The following is a 25,890-nucleotide window of genomic DNA, read 5'->3' as shown; positions in this document are numbered from 1 at the left end:
GGTTTTCGCTGGGGCAAATCAGGTTTGTATGCGCCTCATAACGAAGTAGACCGGAGAGAGTTCGATGGCGGGACATAGTAAATGGGCCAACATCAAGCACCGCAAAGCTGCCCAGGATGCCAAGCGGGGCAAGGTTTTCACCAAGATCATTCGCGAGCTGACCGTAGCGGCGAAGGCTGGCGGTAACCCGGATGACAACCCCGCGCTGCGTGCCACCATTGATAAGGCGCTGGGCGCAAACATGAAGCGCGATACCATCGATAAGGCCATCGCCCGCGGTGCTGGCAATGCTGATGGTGAAAACTACGAAGCGGTCACCTACGAAGGTTACGGCGTTGGTGGCGTGGCGGTGCTGGTGGAATGCCTGACCGACAACCGCAAACGCACCGTGGCGGAAGTGCGTCATTCCTTCACCAAGCGCGGTGGTAACCTGGGTACCGACGGTTCCGTTGCTTACCTGTTTACACGCAAAGGCCAGATGTTTTACGAGGCTGGCGCCGACGAAGATGCGCTGATGGAGGCGGCCCTGGAAGCGGGTGCCGAAGACATCGAAACCAATGACGATGGCAGTATCGAGGTAACCACCGAGTTTACCGATTACCTGTCTGTAAAGGATGCGCTGACCGAGGCGGGCTTCGCCCCTGACAATGCGGACATCGCCATGATCCCTTCCACCACGGTCCCCATGGACAAAGATGGTGCTGAGAAGGTGCTGGCGCTGGTGGATATGCTGGAAGACCTGGACGATGTGCAAAACGTCTACACCAATGCGGATATCCCGGAAGCCGTGATGGCGGAACTCGCCTAAAAGCTACTGTGCGTGCGCCTAGCGACGTCCGGCGGCCACCCGCTCGCTACGCTTTTTGAATATCGTATGAATGCCCCGCTTGCCGGGGCGTTTTTGTTTCTGCCCCACCATATTTCCGCCTAGCCTTGACGCCTCGGGCTCACCTTGGGACACTTCCCTCCAACAATGTATAAATGTACAGGGGTGGCCTGAGGTGACTCGAATCCTGGGGATCGATCCCGGCTCGCGCAAGACTGGTTACGGAGTCATCGATGTGGAGCGCTCCAATGCCCGCTATGTGGCCAGTGGCGTGATCAAGCTGCCCGACGGCCCGCTGCCCGAGCGCCTGAAGCTCATCTTTGACGCGGTTAGCCAGATTGCCCAGCAGTACCAGCCGCAACAGATGGCCATCGAGAACGTGTTTATGTCCAAAAGTGCCGGTTCTGCCCTGAAACTGGGTCAGGCGCGAGGTGCCGCCATCGTTGCGGCAACCCACGCAGACCTGCCAGTGGCCGAGTACGAAGCGCGCAAGGTCAAACAGGCGGTGGTAGGTAACGGTGCTGCGGACAAGCTGCAGGTCCAGCATATGGTCAAGACGTTACTGAAGTTACCTGCCTCCCCCCAGGAGGATGCGGCGGATGCGCTGGCGGTGGCGCTGTGTCATATGCACACCATGCAGACGTTGATCCAGTCATCGGCCGGGTCGCGGGCGCGTTTCCGTCGCGGCCGTCTGAGTGTGAATTAATCGGTCGAAGCCGATCAGTCGATAATTTGAAATTGGAAAACAGATGATAGGAAGACTCACCGGAACACTGGCCGCGGTTCAGCCGCCGCAACTGCTGGTCGATGTGCAGGGCGTCGGTTATGAGGTGCTCGCACCCATGACTACCATTTTTGAATTGCCGCAGCTCGGTGGCAGCGTGCAGTTGCACACCCATCTGGCGGTGTCGGAGACTTCCCAGCAACTGTTCGGTTTTATCCGTGAATCCGACCGCCAGCTGTTCCGCATCCTGATCAAGGTGAACGGCGTGGGGCCCAAAATGGCGCTGGCAATCCTGTCCGGGCTGGACGGCGCGGCGCTGGCGCGCTGTGTGGCGGACGATAATGTCGGTGCGCTGGTGAAGGTGCCGGGCGTCGGTAAGAAAACCGCCGAGCGCTTGATTATTGAATTGCGCGGCAAGCTTGCCCCGCAAACCGGTGACCTGGGCGATATTCCGTTGATGTCCACCAATAATGAACCCAAGGTGGACCATTCTGGTGAGGCGGAAAGTGCGCTGGCGGCGCTGGGCTACAAGCCCACAGACGCCAGCAAAATGGTGGCCCGGGCGCTGAAAGAGCAGCCGGAGGCCGATAGCGCCACCCTGATTCGTCTCGCTCTGAAGAGCATGGCGCCCGCTTGAGCCTGAAGCGTTGTAGCCCGGATTTTTTGAAGAGAATTTCCAGTGATTGAAGCCGATCGTCTTATCGCCCCCGAACCGCAGGGCCCTTCCGGCCAGGAAGAGCAGTATGACCGTGCGGTGCGCCCCAAAACCCTGTCTGATTATGTCGGTCAGCCGGTGGTGCGGGAGCAGATGGAGATCTTTATTCAGGCCGCCAAGCTGCGTAAAGAGGCGCTAGACCACACTCTGGTATTCGGTCCTCCGGGGCTTGGTAAGACCACGCTCGCCAATATCATTGCCGCGGAAATGGGAGTGGCGATCAAGACCACATCCGGACCGGTGCTGGAAAAAGCCGGTGATCTCGCGGCAATCATGACCAATCTCGAGCCGGGTGATGTGCTGTTTATCGACGAGATTCACCGCCTGAGCCCCCATGTGGAGGAGGTGCTGTATCCAGCGATGGAGGATTACCAGCTGGATATCATGATAGGTGAGGGGCCGGCAGCGCGCTCCATCAAGCTGGACTTGCCGCCGTTTACCCTGGTCGGCGCCACCACTCGCGCGGGCCTGCTTACCTCACCGCTGCGCGACCGCTTTGGTATTGTGCAGCGCCTCGAGTTCTACAGCGTGGAAGACCTCACCAGTATTGTGGCGCGCTCCGCGGGCCTGATGGGCGTGGATATGGACGAGGGCGGTGCCCACGAGGTGGCGCGGCGTGCCCGCGGCACCCCGCGTATTGCCAATCGCCTGCTGCGCCGGGTGCGCGATTATGCCGAGGTAAAGAGCGATGGCCATGTGAATGCCGATATCGCCGATCTTGCGCTGAATATGTTGAACGTGGATGTGCGCGGCTTTGACCAGCTGGACCGCCGCATGCTGCTGACCATGATCGAAAAGTTCGATGGTGGCCCGGTGGGCGTCGACAGCCTGGCAGCCGCGGTCAGTGAAGAGCGCGACACCATCGAAGATGTGCTCGAACCCTACCTGATCCAGCAGGGCTACCTGACTCGCACCCCCCGCGGTCGCGTGGTGACGGCCCTGGCCTATGAACATTTCGGCATCCCCAAACCAGACCGGGCCTAATCGGGTCTGACCATACCTGACGAACCGGTCTACATCCTGTAGCATGTCTCTCAAACCGCGCTCAACAAAAAGAATGCGTGCGCGGTCGGCAAGAAAAGGATGGTGCGTGTCAGAACCTTTCAATATTCCCATTCGCGTCTATATCGAGGATACGGACGCTGGCGGAATCGTCTATTACGTCAATTATTTAAAGTATATGGAGCGCGCGCGCACAGAATTGGTCCGTGCGCTCGGCTATGATAAGCCCGCCATGCCACAACAGGGGTTGTTACTGGTGGTCCACTCTGCGGAGATCCAATACCGTCGCTCGGCTCTGCTCGACGATGAACTCCGGGCCAGTGCCGCTGTGGGCAAGGTCGGTCGCGCCGCCGTGACTTTCGAGCAAAAAATTTGGCGCGGTAATGAAATTATTTGTGAGGGTGTGGTCAAAGTGGCTTGTGTGGACGATGCAAGCCGCAAACCCTGCGCTCTTCCCGAGAACATCCATCAAGCATTGAAGGCAGCGAGTCAAAATTCATGAACGCCGGTGAACAACTTTCTCTGTGGGGGCTGATTTCCAGCGCCAGTCTATTGGTGCAGTTGGTAATGCTGATGCTACTGCTGGCCTCGGTCATTTCCTGGGTAATGATCATTCAGCGCGGTACCTACCTGTCGCGGGCGCGCAAGTCCATGATCAACTTCGAACGTAAGTTCTGGTCCGGTTCGGACCTGAACCAGCTGTTCCGCGACGGCAATGCCGCGGCGGAGAAGGGCAAAATTGACGGGGTAGAATCCCTGTTTCGCGCCGGTTTCACCGAATTCACCCGTCTGCGCCAACAGGGCAAAAGTAGCCCGGCGGCGGTGATGGAAGGGACCGAGCGCGCCATGCGCGTGGCCATGTCCCGGGAGCAGGAAAAGGTCGAGATGAACCTGCCGTTCCTCGCCACCGTCGGCTCGGTGAGCCCGTATATCGGCCTGTTCGGCACTGTATGGGGCATCATGAACTCCTTCCGCGGCCTCGCCACCATGCACCAGGCCACCATTGCCACGGTGGCGCCGGGGATCTCCGAAGCCCTGATTGCGACGGCGATGGGGCTGTTTGCGGCGATTCCGGCGGTAATGGCATTTAACCGTTACTCCGCCAAGGCGGAGTGGCTGCTTTCGAGCTATGAAACCTTTGCCGAAGAATTCTCCTCTATCCTGCACCGCAGGGTGCATGCTGCCGGCTGAGGCGCCGGTCGCAACGCTGTGCAAAGAGCCAAATCATGAGCAACTTTCGCAAACCCGCCAAACGCAAGCTGGTCTCCGAGATCAACGTGGTGCCTTACATCGACGTGATGTTGGTACTGCTGATTGTGTTTATGGTGACCGCGCCGCTGTTGATGCAGGGTGTAAAGGTCGACCTGCCCGACGCACCTTCTGCGCCGATTGATGACACCGATGACGAACCGTTGATTATCTCGGTCAAGGCGGACGGCACCTACTATCTGAACCTTGGTGACGACGAGCAGGTGGCCAAGCCGCTGGAGGAAATCAAGGATACCGTGGCCAAGGTGTTGCGCCAGAAGCCCAAGACTCCGGTACTGGTGTGGGGCGACACGGACGCAAAATACGGTCTGATCGTGGGCGCAATGACCCATCTGCAGCAGGCTGGCGCGCCCAGCGTGGGCCTGGTCACAGAGCCGCCGTCGCAGTGAGCTGGAGCTGAACCCAAGCATGAATAGCTCTTACGGCCCGGCCATCGTAATCAGTGTTGCACTGCACGCGCTTTTGATCGCAGTGATGACCTTTGGTTGGGAAGCGAAGCCCCATCGCGAGCTGAAGCCGATGCCCAAGTTCGTCGAGGCCAAGCTGGTACAGCTCGAATCCAAGTCCGACAAGCCTAAGGCGCCTCCTAAGGTTGACCTTCGCGAGAAGCGTCGCCAGCAGGAGCTCGAGCGCCAGCGTCGCGCGGAGGCAGAGAAGAAGCGCAAGGCCGCTGCCGAGCGCAAGAAGCGGCAGGACGCCGAGAAAAAGCGCAAAGCGGACGAGGCCCGCAAGAAGCGCGAGGCAGAAGAGAAAGCGCGCAAAGAGAAAGAGCGCCTTGAGCAGGAACGCCAGAGTGCATTCGAGGATGCGCTGGAAGATGAAGAGTTTCTGCAGGAGGCGAGCGACGACTCTGCGGCGGTCATGTCGGTGGCCCAGGCCATTCGCCAGCGTATTGTGCAGGTGTGGAGTCGCCCTCCGAGTGCCCGGAACGGCATGGTGGTAGAGGTTGAGATCAACTTTGTACCTACTGGCCGCGTCGTGGCCTCCACCATCACCAAAGGCAGCGGCAATGCGGCTGTGGATAGATCCGTGCTAACCGCTGTCAAGAAAGTCGAAGTGTTCCCGGAAGTGGAAAAAGTGGCTCGCGAGGAGCCGTCACTGTTCGAGCGCCAGATTAGAACCACCAAACTGATATTTAGAGTCGAAGGCCTGCGCCAATGATGAAGAAAACAGTCTCACTTATGTTTGCCGCCCTGTTGGGCTGTGTGCTGGCGGTCTCCGCCCACGCCCAGCTGGTGGTGGAAATCGATGATGGAAACGACAACCCGACCCCGGTGGCGGTAGTGCCATTCGAGTGGTCCGGTAGCGGAGTGCTTGCGGAGGATGTGTCCGCGATTATTTCCGCGGATTTACGCCGCAGCGGCCTGATTGCGCCGGTGCCGCGGGACGACATGCTGTCTTTCCCGAAAACCCCGGAGCAGGTCAGCTTCCGCGACTGGCGCATGCTCGGCACCGAATACGTGGTGACCGGGCGTATGCAGCCCCAGGCCAACGGCTATTTGCTGAGCTTTGATCTGGTGAATATCTTCGGGCAGCGCAAAATGTTCACCAAGCAGGTGACGGGTGGGGCCAACCAGCTGCGCGATATCGCGCACCGCGCGGCCGATGAGATTTTTGAGGCAATCACCGGGATCCGCGGTGCGTTTGGTACCCAGATGGTGTACGTGCAGGAAACCCGGCGCGGTGGCCAGCCCAGCTATGCCCTGATGCTGTCGGATATCGACGGCGCCCGCGCTCGCCAGATTCGCCGTTTCAGTGCGCCGGTGATGTCGCCGAGCTGGTCGCCAAATGGCCAGGAAGTGGCCTATGTGTCATTTGAGACAGGTCGCCCGGCGATCTTCCGCGAGAACCTGCGCACCGGTGCACGCCAGCAGCTGACCAACTTCAAGGGGCTGAACAGCTCCCCCACCTTCTCTCCGGATGGCAGCAAGCTGGCGATGGTGCTGTCGAAAGACGGCAACCCCGAGATTTATGTGCTCGATTTGAACACCGGCCGCTTCACCCGTATGACCCGTCACTTCTCCATTGATACCGAGCCGAACTGGATGCCGGATGGGAAATCGCTGGTTTTCACTTCCGATAGGGGAGGTAAGCCACAAATTTATCAATTGACTCTTGCCACGGGTCAAGTAGACCGCTTAACCTTCGACGGCGACTATAACGCACGTCCGCGGGTATCCCCCGACGGTAAAACGCTGGTTATGGTGCATCGTAGCAGGGGGGTGTTTACGATCGCTACGATGGACATCGTATCCGGACGCATGCGTGTCCTAACGGAGACGCGCCTGGACGAATCCCCGAGTATTGCACCTAATGGTGCGATGCTGATGTACGCCACCAAGCGGGGGAATAAAGGTATTCTGGCCGCGGTATCGCTAGATGCCGGGGTGAAGTACAGCCTGCCTTCTCAGCAGGGAAATGTCCGCGAGCCGGCGTGGTCGCCTTACTTTGATTGATGCTGTGACTGCGGCAAAGCTTGTTTATTTGCCGTAAGTGTGAGATCAAACAACTAAGAAAAAACGAAACCCTGATTAAATCCACGGTTTTAAAACGTCTTACAGGATTTCTCGATAACACTAAGCGGAGTTGTTTATGTTCAAATCAGTAAAAACCGGTTTGGGTCTGGTATGTGTACTGGCAGTAACTGCCGGTTGTTCCAGCACCGACACCGATGACAGCGCAAATCAGCAGATGGCTCAGACCCCACCTCCGGTGGTTGAAGATACCACTGCAACCGAAACTGCAGTTGCGCTGGATAACGTCGTGTACTTCGACTTTGACCAGAGCCTGCTGAAGCCTTCTACTCGTGAGCTGCTGATCAAGCACGCTGACCGTATGCGCGGCGCCGCTGGCACCGTTCGCTTGGAAGGCCACGCTGACGAACTGGGTACTCGCGAATACAACCTGGCACTGGGTGAGCGTCGCGCCAACGCGGTTCGCGACTTCCTGGTACTTCAGGGCGTAAATGCTGCGAACCTGGAAGTGATCAGCTACGGCGAAGAGCGTCCTGCCCAGGAAGGCTCCAGCGAGAGCGCGCGTTCTATGAACCGTCGCGTGGTGATCAACTAATCTAGAAGCATGCAATTGTCTTTTTTGATTAGAAGTATCGCGATAGCCGCAGCCTCCATGGCTGCGGCTTCGTTCGTATTCGCGCAGGCCCCGGTGGTTGATCTGTCCAGTGGCAGTTCGGTCAATCAGGGTACTGCAACCCCGCCTCCCCCCAGTTATCCACAGCTGGCGGCTCGCACCAACACTTCTGCTGGCATGCAGGCGAATCCGCAAGCGGATGCGTATTACCAGATGCAGGTACTCCAGCAGGAAGTACAAGAGCTGCGCGGTGCCGTGGAAGAGTTGCGACATGAGATCAAGCGGTTGCGCCAGCAGCGCACCGAAGACTACATGAATCTCGACCGCCGCATTTCGAAACTGGATGGCGCTGCACCGGCTGAAGGTGCGCCCGCGGGAGCAGCAGTCGGCACCAATGCTGCCGACGCAAAACAACCTCAGGCACCAGCCACCAGTGGCGGTGGCGCGGCCCCGCAAGCCAGCGAGAGTGAGCGCGACCGTTATCAGGCAAGCTTTGGCCTGGCGCGTAAAGGTGATTACGCCGGTGCCAGCAAGGCATTCAAGAGCCTGCTGGAAGACTATCCCGACGGTCAGTACGCACCGAATGCCAATTACTGGCTGGGTGAGATCGCGCTGGTTCAGGGCAATATCGAAGAGGCCCGTACCTGGTTTGTCGCGCTGCTGGACGGCTACCCCAACTCCAATAAAGTTTGGGATGGCCGCTATAAGCTCGGCACCGTGTATCACCAGCTGGGTGACAACGCGAAAGCCAAGGACCTGCTGGAGCAGGTCGCCTCAAGCGACCAGCGCGCCTCCGGTCTGGCCAAGCAGTATCTGAAGGAAAACTTCCAGTAGAGATCTCCGGTCACTATCAGCAATGACTCCTTGAGTAAGGATTGCTGGTTTTGTGATCAGAAAAACTCTATGATCCCGCGCCCGGGGGGTACCTACCCTCCGGGCGTTTTTGTATGTGCTGAACCGACAGCAGGATTTCACGATACAGAGTGGTGTATGGCCGAATTTGAAACTGAGCTGGGAGCGGTGAGTTTGACCGAAGAGTCTCTCCGCATCAGTGAGCTTTTTTACTCTCTGCAGGGGGAAGCGCGCGACGCGGGCTTGCCGACGGTATTCGTACGTCTGACCGGTTGCCCGCTGCGCTGTACCTACTGCGACTCCGAATATGCCTTCTATGGTGGCGAGCGGATGTCGCTGGCCGCGATCTTGCAGAAGGTTCAGAGCTACCCGGCGCGCCACGTGTGCGTCACTGGCGGTGAGCCACTGGCCCAGCCAAATTGCATTCCGCTGCTAAGGGCCCTGTGTGACGCCGGTTACCAGGTTTCGCTGGAAACCAGCGGCGCCATGCCGGTTGACGCGGTGGATGCGCGGGTATCCCGAGTGGTTGACCTTAAAACGCCGGCGTCTGGTGAGCAGGCGCGCAATCGCATGGAAAACATCCCGCTGCTGACTGAAAAAGATCAGGTCAAATTCGTGATCTGTGATCGTGGTGACTACGACTGGGCGCGCTTTACCTTGGATCAATACCGTCTGTCTGAACGGGTCGGCGAGGTGTTGTTCTCCCCCAGCTATGAACAGCTGGCGCCACGCCAGCTGGCAGAGTGGATACTGGAAGACGGTCTGCCGGTACGTATGCAGATGCAGCTGCACAAGCTGCTCTGGGGCGACATTCCCGGTGTCTAGTCCGGTGTTTAAGCACCCCCGATAATTCCATTTTTACGAAGTAATCAGCAAGCAATTGGCAGTTTTATGAGTAGCAAGAAAGCCGTCGTTTTACTCTCCGGTGGTCTGGATTCCGCCACCGTTCTGGCTATGGCGCGGGCCGAGGGCTACGAGTGTTATGCCTTGGGCTTTGATTACGGCCAGCGCCACAGTGCCGAATTGATGGCTGCGCAACGGGTTGCCGCCGATCTGGGTGCCAGTGAGCACAAGGTGGTTAAGCTCGACCTGCGCGTCATCGGCGGCTCTGCGCTCACCGATGACAGCATCGATGTCCCCGAGGAGGAGACCTCCGGCATCCCGGTCACCTATGTGCCGGCGCGCAATACTGTGTTCCTGTCGATCGCACTGGGTTGGGCAGAAGTGCTGGGAGCGCAGGATATTTTTGTGGGTGTAAACGCCGTTGACTATTCTGGTTACCCGGACTGTCGCCCCGAGTATATCGAGGCGTACGAAAAAATGGCCAACCTCGCAACCCGTGCGGGGGTAGAGGGGAATAAGCTGACCATTCATGCGCCGCTGATGAAGATGAGCAAGGCGGATATCGTCGAGCGTGGCACCGGGTTGGGTGTCGATTACAGCCTGACGGTTAGCTGCTATCAGGCCCTGCCGAGTGGCGCGGCCTGCGGGCGTTGCGATAGCTGCCGCCTACGTGCGGCGGGCTTTGCCGAAGCGGGACTCGCCGACCCCACCGTGTATGCGTGAACGCCCCGCAGGAGTATTCCGCAGGGTGTAAAATGGCTGTCTAAGCCCTTAAATTTGTTAGCAATTTTTTTGTAACCGGGACTTGCGTTTCCGGATTAGATCCGTAAGATACGCAGCTCCTCAGGTAGAGGGGTCAAGGGTCGTTAGCTCAGTTGGTAGAGCAGTTGGCTTTTAACCAATTGGTCGCTGGTTCGAATCCAGCACGACCCACCATCTTCCCCCCCTGTAACCGCATTTCGACACCTTAGTCGTGCGGTTATGTATTAAAGAACTCGTAGCAAGTACGGGTTATACAAGTAGTTTTGTCATTATCTCCATGGATGTGACAGTCTTAAGGGTCGTTAGCTCAGTTGGTAGAGCAGTTGGCTTTTAACCAATTGGTCGCTGGTTCGAATCCAGCACGACCCACCATTTCCTTAAGATCTTCCCCTTGCTTAACAGCCTAATCCGATTGCTTCCGCGTCATCGTTTCTGTTGCCGTACCACCTTAAAATGCGTCTGTTTGCAGGGATTCCCGATTGAACATCGGCGAATTGCGCCGGTATCGGTATAATGCCGGCCTTTTCCGTCAGTACGCAGAGAACTTACGCAAACAGCTATGACAGACAGCAGCGAAAAACTTGCTTCCAACGCGCCCGCACCCAACGCGATCGATGCCCGTGACTTCGTACAGGATCACCTGGCGCATCCCGGTGCCCATGCGTACAGCGAGGAAGAATTGAACCAGTGGCGCGAGCGTATCAAGCGCCTGCTGAAAGAGCAGAATGCCGTACTGGTCGCGCACTACTACACCGACCCGCTTATCCAGGCACTGGCCGAGGAAACTGGTGGTTGTGTCTCCGATTCCCTGGAAATGGCGCGCTTTGGTGCGCAGCACGAAGCCGATACCCTGATCGTGGCCGGCGTGAAATTTATGGGGGAGACGGCCAAAATTCTGACGCCCCACAAGCGTGTTCTTATGCCAACCCTCGAGGCGACCTGCTCTTTGGATCTGGGCTGTCCGATTGACGAATTTTCCGCGTTCTGTGATCAACACCCTGATCGTACCGTGGTGGTGTACGCGAATACATCGGCCGCGGTTAAGGCGCGTGCCGACTGGGTGGTTACCTCTAGCATCGCTCTGGATGTGGTCGACTACCTGGATTCGCAGGGTGAGAAAATTTTGTGGGCGCCGGACAAACACCTCGGCAGTTACGTGCAGAAGCAGACCGGTGCAGATGTCTTGCTGTGGGATGCGGCCTGTATCGTGCATGAAGAATTCAAGGCGAAGGGCGTGGCTGATTTGAAGGCCATGTATCCGGAAGCTCTGGTTCTGGTGCACCCGGAATCGCCCGCGGCGGTTGTGGAGCTGGCCGACGTGGTGGGCTCCACTTCGCAAATTATTAATGCGGCAAAAACCCACCCGAACAAGCAATTTATTGTCGCCACCGACCAAGGCATCTTCTACAAGATGCAGCAGCAGTGCCCGGATAAAGAGCTGATTATCGCTCCCACCGCGGGTTCGGGGGCTACCTGTCGCAGCTGTGCGAATTGCCCGTGGATGGCGATGAACTCGCTAGAGAACCTGTGCGGGGTTCTGGAGCGCGGTGACAATGAAATCCTTGTGGATGAGGCGCTCGGCAAGCGGGCGATGATGCCACTGCAGCGGATGCTGGATTTCCGCAAACCTCTGGACTGAAAATAAAAAAGAGCGGCAACTTGCCGCTCTTTTTTTACCCTGGATTCGCTGGAATTAGAGCTCTTTAGCCCGCTCCTGCATCTTGATCACATCTTTCATGCGCTGTTCCAGGATCGCATGGGTCTGGTAATCGTTCTTCGCCAGGCGAACGCCGTGACGCAGGTGTTGCAGGGCTTTGTCGAATACACCGTTTAAGATGTAGTACTCAGCGCGCGCCTCGTGCACGCCGACAATATCCCCGGCCAAACCGTGGGTTTCCGCCAGCAGGTACCACACTGCCGGATCTTTGCGGCGCACGCGGCTGTGCTTCTTGAGAATGCGTTCTGCGGCCAGGTAGTTGCCCGCCTTAAAGTGGGCATTCGCCAGCCCCATGGTCAGGGCGTGGTTTTTAGGGCTCTTGTTTACCGCTTTTTGCAGTCGATTGGTTGCGCTGGTGTAGTCCTGGCGGGCAAGGTCAATATCTGCGCGCGCCAGCACAAAGGCGTCTTTGTCAGGCTCCTTGTCCAGCAGTGGTTGCAGTGTGTCGATGGCGGTATCGGGTTTGCCGGCGGAAGTTTGCGCCAGCGCGAGGCCGTAGCGGGCGGCATCTTCACTGTCATTGATACCGCGCAGTTCCGCCTGGAAGCGCTTCACCGCCTGTTGCGGGGTAGCCTCCGCAGCCACGCGAATACGCGCACGCATCAGGTGATACTCGCGGCTGTTGCGCAGGGGTACCTTGTCCATGCGGTTGGCCCGCAACTTGGCGTCAGCGATACGCTTTTCGGTAACCGGGTGCGTGAGCAGAAATTCTGGTGGGCGGCGGTAATAGCGAGTCGCTTTCAGCATTTGCTCGAACATTTCGCCCGCGGCCTGTGGGTCCATACCGGCCTTGGCCAGGGTTTCGATACCAACGCGGTCGGCTTCCTGCTCATTTTGGCGGGAAAAGCGCAGTTGGTTGTCCAGTGCGGCTGCCTGAGTCGCGGTCATGGCTGCGAGGCCTGCATCGCCGCCGGCGGTCGCCGCCAGCACCAGGGCGCCGAGCATACCGGCGAGGGTGGGTAGGGTGCTGTTACGCTGTGCTTCCAGCGAGCGGGCGTAGTGGCGCTGGCTTAGGTGCGCGAGTTCGTGCGCCAGAACTGAGGCAAACTGGTCTTCGTTTTCGGCAAACAGAAACAGCCCGGTATGGACGCCGACCACGCCGCCGGGTACGGCAAAGGCATTCATGGTGTCGTTGTTCACCACAACGACGTCGATGCTCTTGTCTTCCAGAGGGCTATATTCCGCCAGTGCCTGCAGTGAATTCTCGACATATTGCTGCAGCAGAGCGTCACTGGATGTACGTACTTGGCTGCGAAACATGCGCAGCCACATGCTGCCCAGTTCTTTTTCCCGTGCACGGGAAACCAGGCCGCTACTGGTGTCACCCAGCATGGGGAGCTGGATGTGATGGTCGCCCTGGGCGGTTGCCGCCAGTGGCGCTGCGGTCAGCAGTATTCCAGCGGTGAGACCCGAAATGAAGCCGGCGGCGCGCTGACGCAGGCGCATGCAGCTGCGGCGTAGTCGGTTTCTGAATGATGTCGGGTTCTCGGTCATAATTTTACTGCGCCTGCCGGGTTTCCTGCCGCTAACACTATACGTAACCCTGTGAGACTGTCGAGGTTTTGAACAGCTCCAGGGTAAAAGGTTCAGCTCCATGGCCCATTGACCCATGGGCACCGGTATAATTCATCGCATTTACGGTTCTTAACCGCATTTTTATGACCAGTTCCGCAAAACAGGCCAGTTTGGCACCGGATATTGTCTGGGCTTCTGCTGTAAGGGTAGATGCCAGCGGGCAGCCGTGCCCGCAACCACTGCTCGCCATGCGGCGCGCGCTCAAACAGATGGCGCCGGGTGAGATTCTGCATTTGATTGCAACCGACCCCGCGTCGCAGCGGGATATCCGCAGCTTTAGCGAATTGAGTGGCGTACCCTTATTACGTGCTGAAATTGACGGCGAATTCTTCCATTATTGGCTGCAGCAGATCGACCAGTGACCAGGTGTCCACAGGTCGCGGCAATGGAAAGTACGTCCGAGCGCGATAAATGCGCAGGATAAATGCGTAATAGACACGCGATTGTTTTGAGTTCGATCTGAGTTAGATCCTAAAGAGTTTCGAGAGAACAGCATTTATGTATGCGATTGTTAAGGGGTGGGTAAATCGCTATTTCGGCCAGGAAGAGGTAGTACTGCTGGTACTGCTGCTGTTGGCCGGGCTGATTGTGCTCGCCACATTGGGCGGCGTGTTGACGCCGGTATTGGCGGCGCTGGTGATTGCCTTTTTGATGCAGGGCATGGTGCAGCGCCTGGAATCCTGGAAGGTGCCGCACTGGCTGTCGGTGAGTATTGCCTGCCTGGTACTGGTGGGCATCATCGCGGCCCTGCTGTTTGTTGTATTGCCAATTATCTGGCGGCAGGCGGTGCGTCTGTTCTCCGAGCTGCCAAATATGATTGCCAGCGGCAAGGATCTGCTGGTGCTATTGCCAGAGCAATACCCGCGTCTGATCACAGCGCAACAAATTGATGAAATCTTCAATACCGTCGGCAGTGAGTTGGGTGGCTTCGGCCAGACCCTGGTTACCTTTTCGCTGGCCAATTTGCCGATTCTGGCGGCGGCGCTGATTTATCTGGTGGTAGTTCCCATTCTGGTGTTTTTCTTTCTCAAGGACTCCAAGCAGCTGTTGCGCTGGTGCGCTTCTTTTCTGCCCCATCAACGCCCGATGCTGCGTCAGATCTGGTACGAAATGAATGACCAAGTGGCGAATTATGTCCGCGGCAAGGTTATCGAGATTGCCATCGTCGGTGTGGTGAGTTACGTGGCCTTCCTGTTGCTGGGTGTAAATTACGCGCTGCTGCTGGCAGCCGCGGTGGGCCTGTCGGTGTTGATTCCCTATATCGGTGCGGCGGTGGTCACCATTCCTGTGGCGATGATCGGCCTGTTCCAGTGGGGTTGGAGCAGTGAGTTCTTCTGGTTGATGTTCGCCTACGGCATGATCCAGCTGCTCGATGGCAACGTGCTGGTACCGGTCCTGTTTTCCGAGGCAGTCAATCTGCATCCTGTGGCCATTATTCTCGCGGTACTGGTGTTTGGCGGTATCTGGGGCTTCTGGGGCGTTTTCTTTGCCATTCCTCTGGCTACGCTCGCCAAGGCCATTCTCAATGCCTGGCCCACCAGTGAGCACCAGGCGGAGTGGGCCAGGGAAGCAGCGGTCAGCGCCGACAGTGACGCCTGAGTGCCGCGATTGGCTCTGATTGAGCGTCGGCGCTGATTTAGACTGTCGCTTTTTCGGCGGTTGGGGGTTTGCTAGAATCCCGCGCCTGAATTTTCAGCCCCGCTGTCGCGGGGCTTCTGTCTATCTATTATCTATACCCGTCTTTCTAACGGCACAGGAAACTCCATGAGCCTCGCAGACAAAGTCCTCGCGGTGAACAACGATCTTCCGATTCGCACCGATAAGCCCGTCCACAGTGGCAAGGTGCGCTCGGTTTACTGGCTGACCGAGGCAGACAGCGCCCGCCTGATCAAGGAAAAGGGCTATCCGGTGGCAGCGGATGCGCCGCTGGCAGTGATGGTGATTTCCGATCGCATGTCGGCGTTCGATTGTATCTGGAAGGGCGAGAATGGCCTGCGTGGTGTTCCTGGCAAGGGTGCGGCACTGAATGCTGTGGCCAATCACTGGTTCAAGCGTTTCAAGGAGCAGGGCTTGGCGGACAGCCATATTCTGGATATTCCTCACCCGGCGGTGTGGATTGTGCAGAAGGCCCGTCCGGTGATGATTGAGGCCATTGCCCGACAGTACATTACCGGTTCCATGTGGCGTGCCTACAGCAAGGGTGAGCGGGAGTTTTGTGGCATCGAGCTACCGGATGGCCTGCAAAAGGACCAGAAGCTTCCCGAACTGCTGATTACTCCTTCCACCAAGGGAATCCTCAAGGGCATTCCGGGGGTACCCGAAGCGGATGATGTAAATATTACCCGTCAGAACATTCTGGAGAATTTCGCTGCGTTTAACTTCCAGGGCGCCGAGGATATCGATGGCTACGAACAGCTTCTGAAAGAAGGGTTTGATGTTATTTCCGCAGAGCTGGAAAAGCTGGATCAGGTATTTGTCGACACCAAGTTTGAGTTCGGCTACGTCAGTGACGCAGAAGGCCGTGAAAAGCTGATCTACATGGATGAAGTGGGCACCCCGGACTCGTCCCGCATCTGGGATGGCTCTCAGTACCGCAATGGCGTAGTTGTAGAAAACTCAAAAGAAGGTTTCCGCCAGGCACTGCTGAATCATTTTCCGGACCCGGACATTCTGTTGAATAAAGACCGTATGGATGAGCGCCTGGCGCTCGCCCGCGACAACGAGTTACCGGAGTCCATGCTAATGGCGGTTTCCAATACCTATGTGGGTATCGCTGAAAAGATCATCGGCGAAAAACTGGTGATTTCGGACAACCCCAAGGCGGAAATCATCGATGTGTTGCGGGATACCTACGGCCTGGTCGATTAGGCCTGCGTTTATCCCATGCTCTCAGAAACCGGCCCCGTGCCGGTTTTTGCGTTTTTGGCATTGTATTTTGTGCCTTGCCATATTTCGCCACAATTGACCTGCAGTTCGCCCGATTGATTCCCCGGCGGTGCCCGATTGCCTGTGTGTAATACCTCCACTCATTGATTTGGAGGCTCTCGTGAACCGACCGCTTTTTTCATCACCGCGCATCGAGCGCGACTTGTTGATTCTTCCTACCAGCGAATATTACCGCCGCCGCTACCGCAAAAGTCGCGTTGGCAGCTGGCTGCTGTTCACCGTGACCACGCTCGCCGTGCTCCTTGCTGCCGTCGGGGCGAGAGCGGAAGACGCATCGCAAGCACTGGCTTACGAACAGGTGGCGCTAGAAGATGCCGGTAGCGGCGACTTACTGTTTGTAGGCAGGGAGGCGGGGGCCTTTGAGCCAGCATTACACCTGTCGACTGCGGTCGATATGCGGGTGCGTGGGTTGGTGGCAGAGGTGCAAATTGCGCAGACATTTACCAACACCAGCAATCACTGGCGGGAGGCTGTGTACGTACTGCCGCTGCCGGAAAATGCCGCGGTACGCGGCATGGAGATTGTCATTGGCGAGCGCAGAATTGTCGGCAAGGTGCGCGAACGTGAAGAGGCAAAGAAGGTATACGCCGAGGCGCGCGCGGCCGGCAAGCGCGCGGCGTTGCTGGAACAGCAGCGGCCGAACATGTTTACCAGCCGTGTCGCCAATATTGCACCGGGTGAAAAAATTGCCGTTGAGGTGCGCTATCTGCAAACGCTTAAATTTGATCGCGATCAGTTCAGTCTGCGCCTGCCGAGTACTCTTACGCCTCGCTATATTCCCGGAGTGCCGGGCGAGCACTCTCAAGAGTCTGCTCAAGAAATCGCGCTGAATCCCCACGGCTGGTCGCTGCCTACGGACCAGGTCCCGGATGCGCAGCACATTACCCCTTTTATGGTGCCGATGGCGGAACTGGCAAACCGTGGCAGCCACCAGATGTCGATTCATATCGACCTCGGCATGGGGTTGCCGCTGGCAGACATTTATAGCCCCTATCACGAGGTGGATTTTCGTCGTCAGGACGGGAATCGGTATCAGGTGCAATTGAAAGGGGGCTCGGCACCAATGGACCGCGACTTTGTGTTGCACTGGCGGCCGCAGATTTCCTCCATGCCTTCCGCCGCGGTGTTTGCAGAGCAATCACAAAATGACAGCGCACAATACCTGCAATTGTTGCTGTTGCCTCCGCGGGAATCTGGCGCAACTCGCAAGTTGCCCCGGGAAGTAGTGTATGTAGTCGATACATCCGGCTCCATGGGGGGTAACTCGATTCGTCAGGCCAAGGAAAGTCTGCTGCTTGCATTATCGCGGCTCGATGCGCAGGACCGATTCAACATTATTGAATTTAACAGCCACCATCGATCTTTTTATCCGCGTCCCGTCATTGCCAATCAGGAGAATATCCACCGCGCGCGCGACTGGGTGGAATCGCTGAGTGCCACCGGCGGCACAGAGATGGCGCCTGCGTTGAAAGAAGCCTTATCCCAGCAGTTGGATGAACAGGCTGGTGAGCTGGTGCGGCAGGTGGTGTTTATTACCGATGGTGCGGTTGGCAATGAGCGGGCACTGTTTGAAATTATCCAGCAACGACTCGGCCAGGTGCGTTTGTTTACCGTGGGGATTGGCTCTGCGCCCAACAGTCACTTCATGACCAAGGCGGCGCAAATAGGCCGTGGCAGTGCGGTACATATCGGTGACCTGGGTGAAGTGCAGACGCAAATGGGGCGCCTGTTCGAGAAGCTGGAGAACCCACTAGTGACGGATCTGCGCGTAGATTTTCCGCAGGGAATCAAACTCGAAGGTTATCCAAAACAGTTGCCCGATCTGTATCTGGGGGAACCAGTGCGGTTGGTTGCGCGGATCGAAGGCCAGCCCTTGGGGTTGCCATCGAGTGGCGAGCTGGTTGTCAGTGGCCGTCTTGCAGGCAAGAGATTTTCCCGCAGTATTTCCCTCGCGCAATTGGCGGTGGATCAGCGGGGCGATGAAATAGGCAGTGTGTGGGCGCGCGCAAAGATTGCCGGGCTACGGAATATGCAACGACAGCGCGGCCCTCTGGCAAGAACCACAGGTGAAGGCGAAGAGGTTGCCGATCCGCTCAAACAGCAAATCCTCACGCTGGCGCTTCGTCACCAGTTGGCCAGCCCCTACACCAGCTTTGTTGCGGTCGAAGAGACCCCGGTGCGTCCTCTGGCGGAGGCGTTGAAGTCCAATTCCGTGCCCAATGCGGTTGCTAGCGGCCAGAATCTACAGCGCTTCACCTATCCGTCCACCGCCACCGGTGTTTACGGACAGTTTCTTGCCGCTTTACTGCTGCTCCTCGGCGGCTGGGGGCTGCGCGCACGCGCGACAATCACGCGAAGTGTGCGTGTGCTGTTGTGCGGTTTCATGCCCGATGTGCGTCGCTGTCAAACGTGTCTGGAGCACCTCCTGGCGCGACGCCTTTCTCCGGCAACAATAAAGTCGGGGGAGTTGCCACCGCACGTTATTGGTGCGCGTATTCCAGGGGCGCAAAAATGAGCCGCAAGTGGATATCTACACGCTTGGTTCCATTGCTACTGATTGTTGCCGGTGTATGGCAGCTAGCGAGTGCAAGCTGGATACTGGTGAAAGCGGAATTGTCCCAATACCTGATCAGCAGTGCCTGGGAGCGGCAGTTGCACGCGGGGGAGATTCACAAGCCGTGGCCTTGGGCGGACACCTGGCCGGTGGCGCGGCTCAAGCTGGACCAGCAAAAACCTATGGTGGTGTTGCAGGGGACCACGGGTGAAGCGCTCGCCTTTGGGCCCGGGCTGCACGAGGCTTCAACACTGCCGTTTACACAAGTTTCTGGCGGGGAAGCGCAGGTACAAAACAGTGGTATACCCGTACGCACCACGGTTATTGCCGCGCACCGCGATACCCATTTCCGCGGTCTGGAAAAATTGCGAGCGGGAATGGGGGTGCAGCTGCAGGCGCGAGATGGACGCTGGCAGCGCTATCGGGTGCTGGGTACCAGGGTGGTGGACAGTTCACGCGAGACACTGCCAATCAGCGACCGGCCCGGTTTGCTACTGGTTACCTGCTACCCCTTTGGCGCACTGGAGGCAGGCGGGCCGCTGCGCTATCTGGTCTACGCCGAGCCGGTGCCGGAGGCTCCGGTGATACAGTTGTAAGCGTAAAAGACCACCTGATTCTGCCCTGGCCCGTCGAAATTGGGCGGGCATATGGCCGTCAAGTACGCTAAATGTTGCAGGTCAATCGGCGCTTTTGGTTATTGACGGATTGGCGCAATACAGGCTGGCGTGGGAAGTCACCATCCCGCCAATCCCGCTTTAGTTGGTACATGCGTGACCAAAAAGTGATTTTTGGACTCTATTTTGTAATAGAATTTCTCGTATTCGCGACAAAATCATCCGCCAATACCGCTTTGTGAAAACTATTTGTTTTGCAATTTGGTTTTATTTGTTACTAATTGTCCTATCTGGAAAAACTTTTGTAGTAATACTACAATCGCCCCCGCTTGAGCACTTACCGCCTGTTTTTATGTGGTGATGTCTGTGCGCTGCAAGGCGCTGGCCCTACATTTAGCAGGTCGTGAATTCAACGCCGAATTCAAAGTCGAGCCGGTAAGCGGAACTTCTGGTTCCCAGCCGGCGGTATTCCGTCGCACAGCCCTTTTCAGCATCCCATCGCTCGTCAGCACCGAACTGCTGATTAGTGAAAATCGCTTTTCCGGCCATTTATGGTGGTGAATTGGCGAGGAAGGTGCCTGATTCGGGGGAATTCCCCGCATTTGCGGTACTGTTGCGCGGCAAAAAATTCTGACCATAAAAAAACACCGACTCGACGTCGTATATTCGCCGAGGAGCATTTGATGCACGAAGAAACTGACATTCAGGAAACGCAGGAATGGCTGGACGCGCTGCAGGCGGTCATCCGCCACAGCGGCAAGGAGCGCGCAGCGTTCCTGATTAAGCAGCTGTCTGATCGCGCGACCAACACCGGCGTACAGCTGCCGGCGGCCATTACCACCCCGTACCGCAATACCATTCCGTCGGAAGCGGAAAAGCGTATGCCCGGGGACCTGTTTATGGAGCGTCGAATCCGCTCCCTGATCCGTTGGAACGCACTAGCTATGGTGGTGCGTGCCAACTCCAACAGCGATAGCCTCGGTGGCCACATCGCGAGCTTCTCATCGGCAGCGACCCTGTACGATGTCGCCTTCAACTATTTCTTCCGCGGTAATGAAGGTGAAGAGCGTGGCGACCTGATCTTCTTCCAGGGCCACAGTGCACCGGGTATTTATGCCCGTTCTTATCTGGAAGGCCGCTTCGATGAAGAGCAGCTGGACAACTTCCGTCGTGAAGTAAACGGCAATGGCCTCTCGTCTTACCCGCACCCCTGGCTGATGCCGGAATACTGGCAGTTCCCCACTGTATCTATGGGCCTGGGCCCGATTCAGGCGATCTATCAGGCGCACATCATGCGTTATCTGTCTGCCCGTGGCCTGTCTCCGCGCGGTGATCGCAAGGTTTGGGCATTCCTGGGTGACGGTGAGTGTGATGAGCCGGAATCCCTGGGCGCAATCGCCCTGGCGGGCCGCGAGAAGCTGGAAAACCTGGTATTCGTGGTCAACTGTAACCTGCAGCGCCTCGACGGCCCTGTACGGGGCAACGGCAAGATCGTTCAGGAATTGGAAGGTGTATTCCGCGGTGCCGGTTGGAACGTAATCAAGGTTCTGTGGGGCCGTCTGTGGGATCCGCTGTTCGAGAAAGACGACAAAGGCCTGCTGCAGAAGGTCATGGACGAAACCGTCGATGGTGAAATGCAGAACTTCAAGGCGAACGGTGGCGCCTACACCCGTGAGCACTTCTTCGGTAAATACCCGGAGCTCAAGGAGATGGTTAAAGACTTCTCCGATGAGGAAATTATGAAGCTCAACCGCGGTGGCCACGACCCGTACAAAGTGTACGCGGCTTACGCCGAAGCCATGGCGAGCAAGGGCAAGCCCACCGTGATCCTGGCGCAAACCGTAAAAGGCTACGGCCTGGGTGCCGCCGGTGAAGCGGCGATGGATACCCACAACGTGAAGAAAATGGACACCGAAGCCCTGAAGCGCTTCCGTGACCGCTTTGCGATCCCGATCACCGATAAAGAAATCGAAGAAGTACCTTATTACCGCCCGTCTCCGGACAGCCCGGAAATGAAGTACATGGACGAGCGCCGCAAGGCCCTGGGTGGCCCGGTACCGTCCCGCAGCACCGAAGTCGCCAAACTGGAAATTCCGGAACTGGATGCCTTCAGTGCGCTGACCAAAGGCTCCGGCGACCGCGAAATCTCCACCACTATGGCGTTTGTGCGTGCACTGTCTGTACTGGTGAAAGACAAGAAGATGGGCCAAAACGTTGCGCCGATCGTTCCCGACGAAGCGCGTACCTTCGGTATGGAAGGTCTGTTCCGTCAGCTGGGTATCTACTCTTCCCAGGGTCAGAAATACACTCCGGTCGACCACGGCCAGATCATGTATTACAAGGAAGACAAGAAAGGCCAGGTGCTGGAAGAAGGCATCAACGAAGCCGGTGCTATGTCTGCGTGGATGGCTCTCGCCACCGCCTACAGCAACCACGGCGTACCGATGGTGCCGTTCTACATCTACTACTCCATGTTCGGCTTCCAGCGTATCGGCGACCTGGCCTGGGCGGCGGGTGACATGCAGGCGCGCGGCTTCCTCGTGGGCGCTACCGCCGGTCGTACCACGCTGAACGGTGAAGGTCTGCAGCACCAGGATGGCCACAGCCACGTACTGTCTGCCACCATCCCGAACTGTAAGAGCTACGACCCGGCTTACGGCTACGACCTCGCTGTCATCATGCGTCAGGGCTTGAAGGAAATGTACGAAGAGCAGCAGAACCTGTTCTACTACATCACCATCGAGAACGAAAACTACCTGCAGCCAGAAATGCCTCAGGGCGTTGAAGAAGGCATCATTCGCGGTATCTACAAGCTGGACAACAACTCTCGCAAGGTTGGCAAAGGCAAGGCGGCGAAGAAGCACGTTCAGCTGGTGGGCGCTGGTTCAATTCTGCGCGAAGTATTGGCCGCTGCGGATATTCTCGCTGACCAGTTCGGTGTGACCTCCGACGTGTGGAACCTGACTTCTGCCACCGAAGCTTCCCGCGAAGCGCAGGACGTGGCGCGCTGGAACATGCTGCACCCGACCGAAGAAGCACGTAAATCCTGGATTGGCGAACAGTTCGAGGGTAATGAGACTCCGGTTATCATCTCAACCGATTACATCCGCTCCTACGTTGAGCCGCTGCGTGAGTTTATCGACGGCGATGTAATTGCACTGGGTACTGACGGTTTCGGTCGTTCCGACAGCCGCGAACAGTTGCGCCGCTTCTTCGAAGTGAACCGTAACTACGTGGTAATCGCTGCGCTGACCGGCCTGGCGAACCAGGGTGTGATCGAAGCGAAAGTGGTGGCCGACGCCATCAAGAAGCTGAACATCGACCCGGAAAAAGTAAACCCGCGTCTGGTTTAAGGCCCGCTGAATTAAGGAAGGCAAGACATGGCAAAACAAGTCATTAAAGTGCCTGATCTCGGCGGCGCCGATCAGGTAGACGTAATTGAAATTGCCGTTGCGGTGGGTGACACCGTGGCGGAAGAGGATGCGCTGATTGTAGTGGAGGGCGACAAGGCCTCCATGGACATTCCGGCGCCCGTTGCCGGCAAGATCCTGAGCATCTCCGTAAAGGAAGGTGACAAGGTTTCCGAAGGCGACGTGATCGGTGAAATGGAAAGCGAAGCTGGTGGCGAGGTTGCAGAAGAGGTAGCGGAAGAAGCCTCACCTGCACCGGCAGTAGCATCAGAAGAGCCGCCTGCCCCGGCACCCGCCGCAGAAGCGGCTCCAGCACCCGCCGCTGCTGCGGGTGAAGAGAAGGAAGAGGAACTCAAGGTTCCCGACCTCGGTGGCGCCGATGCGGTGGACGTGATTGAAATCTCCGTTGCCGCGGGTGATTCGGTAGAAGAGGGCGATGCCCTGATCGTGGTGGAAGGCGACAAGGCGTCCATGGACGTGCCATCTTCCGCTTCCGGCACCATTGTTTCCCTCTCCGTTAAGGAAGGCGACAAGGTTTCTACCGGTGACGTGATTGGCTTGATCAAGACTGTTGCTGGTGGTGCGGCTCCAGCTCCAGTTTCTGGGGCCGCAGCACCGGCGCCGGCAGCCGCTGCTGCGCCACAGGCACCAGCCGCAGCGCATGAGCCATCAGCGCCTCCCAAGCGCGACCCGCATGTTGAGCGCGATCACACCCCTTCGGCGGAAGTTTACGCTGGTCCGGCTGTGCGCAAGCTAGCCCGTGAACTGGGTGTGACCCTGAACAAGGTGAAGCCTACTGGCCCGCGTAACCGTGTGACCAAAGATGATCTGCACGCTTACATCAAGGAGCAGGTGAAGAAAGCGGAAAGTGGTGCTGCCGGTGGTGTTGGTGGCGGTATTGGCATAGCACCGATGCCGGAAATCGACTTCAGCCAGTTTGGCCCGGTTACCACTGAGCCGATGAGCAAGATCCACAAGATCACTGCCGCGAATATGTCGCGCAACTGGTTGAACGTTCCACACGTTACCCAGTTTGACGACGCAGACATCACCGAGCTGGAAGATTTCCGCAAGGCGATGAAAGCGGAAGCAGAGAAGCGTGGCGTGAAACTCACTCCGGTGCCTTTCCTGCTGAAAGCCGCGGCGGCTGCTCTGCGCGAAGTACCTAGCTTCAACGTATCCCTGCATAACGATGGCGAGCACATTGTTAAGAAGGACTACGTACATATCGGCATGGCGGTGGATACACCGAAAGGCCTGATGGTTCCGGTTATTCGCGATGTGGATAAAAAGGGCCTGTACGATCTGGCGGAAGAAGCCACCGCACTGGCGATCGCCGCCCGTGATGGCAAGCTGAAGCCGCGCGATATGCAAGGCGCCTGCTTCACCATCTCCAGCCTGGGCGCTATCGGTGGTAGCGGTTTTACCCCGATCGTGAATGCGCCGGAAGTTGGTATCCTGGGTGTTTCCAAGTTGTCCGTGCGTCCCGAGTGGAATGGCAAGGAGTTTGTGCCGCGCAAGATGCTGCCGCTGGCGCTGTCTTACGACCACCGCGCAGTCAACGGTGGCGACGCCGGTCGCTTCCTGACGTACCTCGCCGGTGTATTGGCGGACGTACGCCGACTGCTGCTGTAATTTCGATTACAGACTTGCGAAATGAAAGCCGGTGGGTAACTCCACCGGCTTTTTTTTGTGCGAAATTTCGTGTTTTTTAGATGGGGCGCGCGCCAGTCCCCGCTGGGTGGCGGCGGGGCTATCCTGAGGTTGAAATTCGCGCATTTAATTGCGGTTAAAAAGTATACAGCGGCGTCGAACCCCACCCGCCGGCTAGACTAAAAGTATTGGAAGCGGAAACCTCGGTTTCCCGGCAAACAGTTCTGATAATTTCAGTTGTGAGGTAGTAGCGCCATGAGTCGCAAAGGGATTGCAGGAGTGGTGTTAGGCGCCACCGTGTGCATACAGGGTTGTATCTTCCTTCCCTACGAGGACGACATCAGTCACGATCCATTTTTCTTTAGCCCTGAAAGTAAGAGCCAGCGTGCAAATTTTGTTGAGGTAGGAAATTACCTGCCGAATTCTGCAGCGCCGCAGGCGGCCAATCAACAGTGTGCGACCGACTCGGGAGATAGTCGTGTGGGTTCCGCCTGCTGGTTTTTCCCGGTGATGCGCGTGTATTGATGTGTTACTGAGTTTGCACTGACACGTACCGCCGTCACACATCTTTGTAAGGAGACCTCATGTACAAGCGAACGACCTTATTTTCTTTGTTGGCGGCGGTAACGCTGGTATCGGCCTGCGGGACGAGCAGCGTGCGTGATCAGGTGGTCTACCCTAACAGTGCGCCAATCCCGCGGGAGCCCGTTGCTGAGCAGAAGACCAACTACGATGGCTGTCCCGGTGATGCGGAAGAGCTGGCGCCGGGTTCGATTTGCCCGGCAACGGCTCAGTGTTATGAAGTTTCTGGCGGCCGTCGCTGTATCGTCTACGAAAAGTAAGCCGAACTACGCGGGTACCGCTGACTGGAATTAGGGTCATCTAGGACGACCTGAAAAATCACAGAGGATGTGATCATGAAGCTGCGGCTGATTTGCCTGCTATTCACTTTATTGAGCATTGGTTGCGCCACTACCGGGGATGGGGTGGAAAACGCGGCCAGTCTGGATGGATTTTGGTGTGACCTCAGCGGTACACCCGGGGCCTTTTATCAGCGCTCGCAACCTGCCAACTTGATGCCCGCCTTTCCGCGCAATTGTTTTAAGGGACATGTCGAGACGCACACTGCAGACGCCTGTCTGGTGAATGATTCGATTTGCTATCAGTTGGACACCGGTGCCTGGTGTAACGCCGGACAGGCGCAGTTGTGTCCTGCGGGCACCTCGCCTATGGAGCTGGAGGCTCCGTGTCCGGAAGGCGGTCGCTGCTGGTTGTACAGTGAAGGTTTGCGCTGCTATTCCATGGAAACACAGGCGGGCTAAACGACCCGGGCAATATACG

25 protein-coding genes and 2 tRNA genes are annotated in these 25,890 nt (G+C 57.4%); 26 read left to right on the top strand and 1 reads right to left on the bottom strand.

Features of this window, described 5'->3' with window-relative positions; translation table 11 throughout:
* The first annotated feature begins 64 nt into the window (after positions 1-64).
* The 16 genes from Mag101_RS13840 (at position 65) to nadA (ending at position 11,719) form a co-directional block, all read left to right on the top strand.
* Positions 65-808 (top strand): YebC/PmpR family DNA-binding transcriptional regulator, encoded by a 744-nt coding sequence (locus Mag101_RS13840; protein ID WP_077406219.1) that lies wholly within the window; start codon positions 65-67, stop codon positions 806-808.
* 193 nt (positions 809-1,001) lie between these two features.
* Entirely contained in the window at positions 1,002-1,532 is a 531-nt protein-coding gene (ruvC, locus tag Mag101_RS13835; RefSeq protein WP_077406216.1) for a crossover junction endodeoxyribonuclease RuvC, read from the top strand.
* Between the two features lie 43 nt (positions 1,533-1,575).
* Positions 1,576-2,187, top strand: coding sequence for a Holliday junction branch migration protein RuvA (gene ruvA / locus Mag101_RS13830; RefSeq protein ID WP_077406213.1), 612 nt, complete (start codon positions 1,576-1,578; stop codon positions 2,185-2,187).
* A 42-nt stretch (positions 2,188-2,229) separates the two neighbouring features.
* Positions 2,230-3,249, top strand: a complete 1,020-nt coding sequence (gene ruvB / locus Mag101_RS13825; RefSeq protein ID WP_077406210.1) for a Holliday junction branch migration DNA helicase RuvB — start codon at positions 2,230-2,232, stop codon at positions 3,247-3,249.
* Positions 3,250-3,355: 106 nt separating this feature from the next.
* Complete coding sequence (gene ybgC / locus Mag101_RS13820; protein WP_198039992.1) at positions 3,356-3,769, top strand: tol-pal system-associated acyl-CoA thioesterase; 414 nt, start codon at positions 3,356-3,358, stop codon at positions 3,767-3,769.
* The gene (gene tolQ, locus Mag101_RS13815) at positions 3,766-4,458 is read left to right on the top strand and encodes a protein TolQ (RefSeq protein ID WP_077406204.1); all 693 of its coding nucleotides are present in this window, start codon (positions 3,766-3,768) and stop codon (positions 4,456-4,458) included. Before ybgC ends, tolQ begins: the two co-directional genes overlap by 4 nt.
* Positions 4,459-4,493: 35 nt before the next feature.
* Complete coding sequence (gene tolR, locus Mag101_RS13810; protein WP_077406201.1) at positions 4,494-4,925, top strand: protein TolR; 432 nt, start codon at positions 4,494-4,496, stop codon at positions 4,923-4,925.
* A gap of 19 nt (positions 4,926-4,944) precedes the next feature.
* Complete coding sequence (gene tolA, locus Mag101_RS13805) at positions 4,945-5,697, top strand: cell envelope integrity protein TolA (RefSeq protein WP_077406198.1); 753 nt, start codon at positions 4,945-4,947, stop codon at positions 5,695-5,697.
* Positions 5,697-6,992: a Tol-Pal system beta propeller repeat protein TolB gene (tolB, locus tag Mag101_RS13800; RefSeq protein WP_232325214.1), complete on the top strand. Its 1,296-nt coding sequence runs from the start codon at positions 5,697-5,699 to the stop codon at positions 6,990-6,992. Before tolA ends, tolB begins: the two co-directional genes overlap by 1 nt.
* Before the next feature lie 136 nt (positions 6,993-7,128).
* On the top strand, positions 7,129-7,605 hold the full coding sequence (locus Mag101_RS13795) for an OmpA family protein (RefSeq protein ID WP_077406192.1): 477 nt from the start codon (positions 7,129-7,131) through the stop codon (positions 7,603-7,605).
* Between the two features lie 24 nt (positions 7,606-7,629).
* Positions 7,630-8,457, top strand: coding sequence for a tol-pal system protein YbgF (ybgF, locus tag Mag101_RS13790; RefSeq protein WP_232325031.1), 828 nt, complete (start codon positions 7,630-7,632; stop codon positions 8,455-8,457).
* A 156-nt stretch (positions 8,458-8,613) separates the two neighbouring features.
* Positions 8,614-9,300, top strand: a complete 687-nt coding sequence (gene queE, locus Mag101_RS13785) for a 7-carboxy-7-deazaguanine synthase QueE (protein WP_157520383.1) — start codon at positions 8,614-8,616, stop codon at positions 9,298-9,300.
* A 66-nt stretch (positions 9,301-9,366) separates the two neighbouring features.
* A complete protein-coding gene (queC, locus tag Mag101_RS13780; RefSeq protein WP_077406186.1) occupies positions 9,367-10,041 on the top strand; it encodes a 7-cyano-7-deazaguanine synthase QueC in 675 nt (224 codons plus the stop codon).
* Positions 10,042-10,178: 137 nt separating this feature from the next.
* A tRNA-Lys gene (locus Mag101_RS13775) sits at positions 10,179-10,254 on the top strand.
* Positions 10,255-10,376: 122 nt separating this feature from the next.
* Positions 10,377-10,452, top strand: a tRNA-Lys gene (locus Mag101_RS13770).
* 187 nt (positions 10,453-10,639) lie between these two features.
* Positions 10,640-11,719, top strand: coding sequence for a quinolinate synthase NadA (gene nadA, locus Mag101_RS13765; RefSeq protein ID WP_077406183.1), 1,080 nt, complete (start codon positions 10,640-10,642; stop codon positions 11,717-11,719).
* A gap of 54 nt (positions 11,720-11,773) precedes the next feature.
* On the opposite strand, the gene Mag101_RS13760 is transcribed toward nadA, so the two are convergent.
* On the bottom strand, positions 11,774-13,291 hold the full coding sequence (locus Mag101_RS13760; RefSeq protein WP_232325030.1) for a M48 family metalloprotease: 1,518 nt from the start codon (positions 13,289-13,291) through the stop codon (positions 11,774-11,776).
* Between the two features lie 164 nt (positions 13,292-13,455).
* On the opposite strand from Mag101_RS13760, the gene Mag101_RS13755 reads away from it, so the two are divergent.
* From Mag101_RS13755 to Mag101_RS13705, 10 genes are all read left to right on the top strand, one after another.
* Positions 13,456-13,734 carry a sulfurtransferase TusA family protein gene (locus tag Mag101_RS13755; RefSeq protein ID WP_077406176.1) on the top strand — a complete coding sequence of 93 codons (279 nt, stop codon included), beginning with the start codon at positions 13,456-13,458 and terminating at the stop codon, positions 13,732-13,734.
* 136 nt (positions 13,735-13,870) lie between these two features.
* Positions 13,871-14,971, top strand: coding sequence for an AI-2E family transporter (locus Mag101_RS13750; RefSeq protein ID WP_077406173.1), 1,101 nt, complete (start codon positions 13,871-13,873; stop codon positions 14,969-14,971).
* A gap of 165 nt (positions 14,972-15,136) precedes the next feature.
* Positions 15,137-16,240 carry a phosphoribosylaminoimidazolesuccinocarboxamide synthase gene (locus tag Mag101_RS13745; protein WP_077406170.1) on the top strand — a complete coding sequence of 368 codons (1,104 nt, stop codon included), beginning with the start codon at positions 15,137-15,139 and terminating at the stop codon, positions 16,238-16,240.
* 178 nt (positions 16,241-16,418) lie between these two features.
* Positions 16,419-18,833: a marine proteobacterial sortase target protein gene (locus Mag101_RS13740; protein WP_077406167.1), complete on the top strand. Its 2,415-nt coding sequence runs from the start codon at positions 16,419-16,421 to the stop codon at positions 18,831-18,833.
* The gene (locus tag Mag101_RS13735; RefSeq protein WP_077406164.1) at positions 18,830-19,468 is read left to right on the top strand and encodes a class GN sortase; all 639 of its coding nucleotides are present in this window, start codon (positions 18,830-18,832) and stop codon (positions 19,466-19,468) included. The genes Mag101_RS13740 and Mag101_RS13735 overlap by 4 nt, the downstream gene beginning before the upstream one ends.
* 701 nt (positions 19,469-20,169) lie before the next feature.
* Complete coding sequence (gene aceE, locus Mag101_RS13725) at positions 20,170-22,839, top strand: pyruvate dehydrogenase (acetyl-transferring), homodimeric type (RefSeq protein ID WP_077406158.1); 2,670 nt, start codon at positions 20,170-20,172, stop codon at positions 22,837-22,839.
* Positions 22,840-22,866: 27 nt separating this feature from the next.
* Positions 22,867-24,531: a dihydrolipoyllysine-residue acetyltransferase gene (aceF, locus tag Mag101_RS13720; protein ID WP_077406155.1), complete on the top strand. Its 1,665-nt coding sequence runs from the start codon at positions 22,867-22,869 to the stop codon at positions 24,529-24,531.
* Between the two features lie 273 nt (positions 24,532-24,804).
* Entirely contained in the window at positions 24,805-25,074 is a 270-nt protein-coding gene (locus Mag101_RS13715) for a hypothetical protein (protein WP_077406152.1), read from the top strand.
* 59 nt (positions 25,075-25,133) lie between these two features.
* The gene (locus tag Mag101_RS13710; RefSeq protein WP_077406149.1) at positions 25,134-25,391 is read left to right on the top strand and encodes a hypothetical protein; all 258 of its coding nucleotides are present in this window, start codon (positions 25,134-25,136) and stop codon (positions 25,389-25,391) included.
* Positions 25,392-25,466: 75 nt separating this feature from the next.
* Positions 25,467-25,871 (top strand): hypothetical protein, encoded by a 405-nt coding sequence (locus Mag101_RS13705; RefSeq protein WP_077406145.1) that lies wholly within the window; start codon positions 25,467-25,469, stop codon positions 25,869-25,871.
* The last annotated feature ends 19 nt before the right edge of the window (positions 25,872-25,890 follow it).

This window comes from Microbulbifer agarilyticus (genome assembly GCF_001999945.1).
Lineage (GTDB): Bacteria > Pseudomonadota > Gammaproteobacteria > Pseudomonadales > Cellvibrionaceae > Microbulbifer > Microbulbifer agarilyticus_A.
This window is presented reverse-complemented; position numbering and strand designations above follow the sequence as displayed.

Excerpts from the sequence above, each read along its gene's own strand:
- Mag101_RS13840 (WP_077406219.1), top strand. The coding sequence starts at position 65 with ATGGCGGGACATAGTAAATGGGCCAACATCAAGCACCGCAAAGCTGCC.
- ruvA (WP_077406213.1), top strand. The coding sequence starts at position 1,576 with ATGATAGGAAGACTCACCGGAACACTGGCCGCGGTTCAGCCGCCGCAA.
- tolQ (WP_077406204.1), top strand. The coding sequence starts at position 3,766 with ATGAACGCCGGTGAACAACTTTCTCTGTGGGGGCTGATTTCCAGCGCC.
- tolR (WP_077406201.1), top strand. The coding sequence starts at position 4,494 with ATGAGCAACTTTCGCAAACCCGCCAAACGCAAGCTGGTCTCCGAGATC.
- tolA (WP_077406198.1), top strand. The coding sequence starts at position 4,945 with ATGAATAGCTCTTACGGCCCGGCCATCGTAATCAGTGTTGCACTGCAC.
- tolB (WP_232325214.1), top strand. The coding sequence starts at position 5,697 with ATGAAGAAAACAGTCTCACTTATGTTTGCCGCCCTGTTGGGCTGTGTG.
- Mag101_RS13795 (WP_077406192.1), top strand. The coding sequence starts at position 7,129 with ATGTTCAAATCAGTAAAAACCGGTTTGGGTCTGGTATGTGTACTGGCA.
- queE (WP_157520383.1), top strand. The coding sequence starts at position 8,614 with ATGGCCGAATTTGAAACTGAGCTGGGAGCGGTGAGTTTGACCGAAGAG.
- queC (WP_077406186.1), top strand. The coding sequence starts at position 9,367 with ATGAGTAGCAAGAAAGCCGTCGTTTTACTCTCCGGTGGTCTGGATTCC.
- nadA (WP_077406183.1), top strand. The coding sequence starts at position 10,640 with ATGACAGACAGCAGCGAAAAACTTGCTTCCAACGCGCCCGCACCCAAC.
- Mag101_RS13760 (WP_232325030.1), bottom strand. The coding sequence starts at position 13,291 with ATGACCGAGAACCCGACATCATTCAGAAACCGACTACGCCGCAGCTGC.
- Mag101_RS13755 (WP_077406176.1), top strand. The coding sequence starts at position 13,456 with ATGACCAGTTCCGCAAAACAGGCCAGTTTGGCACCGGATATTGTCTGG.
- Mag101_RS13750 (WP_077406173.1), top strand. The coding sequence starts at position 13,871 with ATGTATGCGATTGTTAAGGGGTGGGTAAATCGCTATTTCGGCCAGGAA.
- Mag101_RS13745 (WP_077406170.1), top strand. The coding sequence starts at position 15,137 with ATGAGCCTCGCAGACAAAGTCCTCGCGGTGAACAACGATCTTCCGATT.
- Mag101_RS13735 (WP_077406164.1), top strand. The coding sequence starts at position 18,830 with ATGAGCCGCAAGTGGATATCTACACGCTTGGTTCCATTGCTACTGATT.
- aceE (WP_077406158.1), top strand. The coding sequence starts at position 20,170 with ATGCACGAAGAAACTGACATTCAGGAAACGCAGGAATGGCTGGACGCG.
- aceF (WP_077406155.1), top strand. The coding sequence starts at position 22,867 with ATGGCAAAACAAGTCATTAAAGTGCCTGATCTCGGCGGCGCCGATCAG.
- Mag101_RS13715 (WP_077406152.1), top strand. The coding sequence starts at position 24,805 with ATGAGTCGCAAAGGGATTGCAGGAGTGGTGTTAGGCGCCACCGTGTGC.
- Mag101_RS13710 (WP_077406149.1), top strand. The coding sequence starts at position 25,134 with ATGTACAAGCGAACGACCTTATTTTCTTTGTTGGCGGCGGTAACGCTG.
- Mag101_RS13705 (WP_077406145.1), top strand. The coding sequence starts at position 25,467 with ATGAAGCTGCGGCTGATTTGCCTGCTATTCACTTTATTGAGCATTGGT.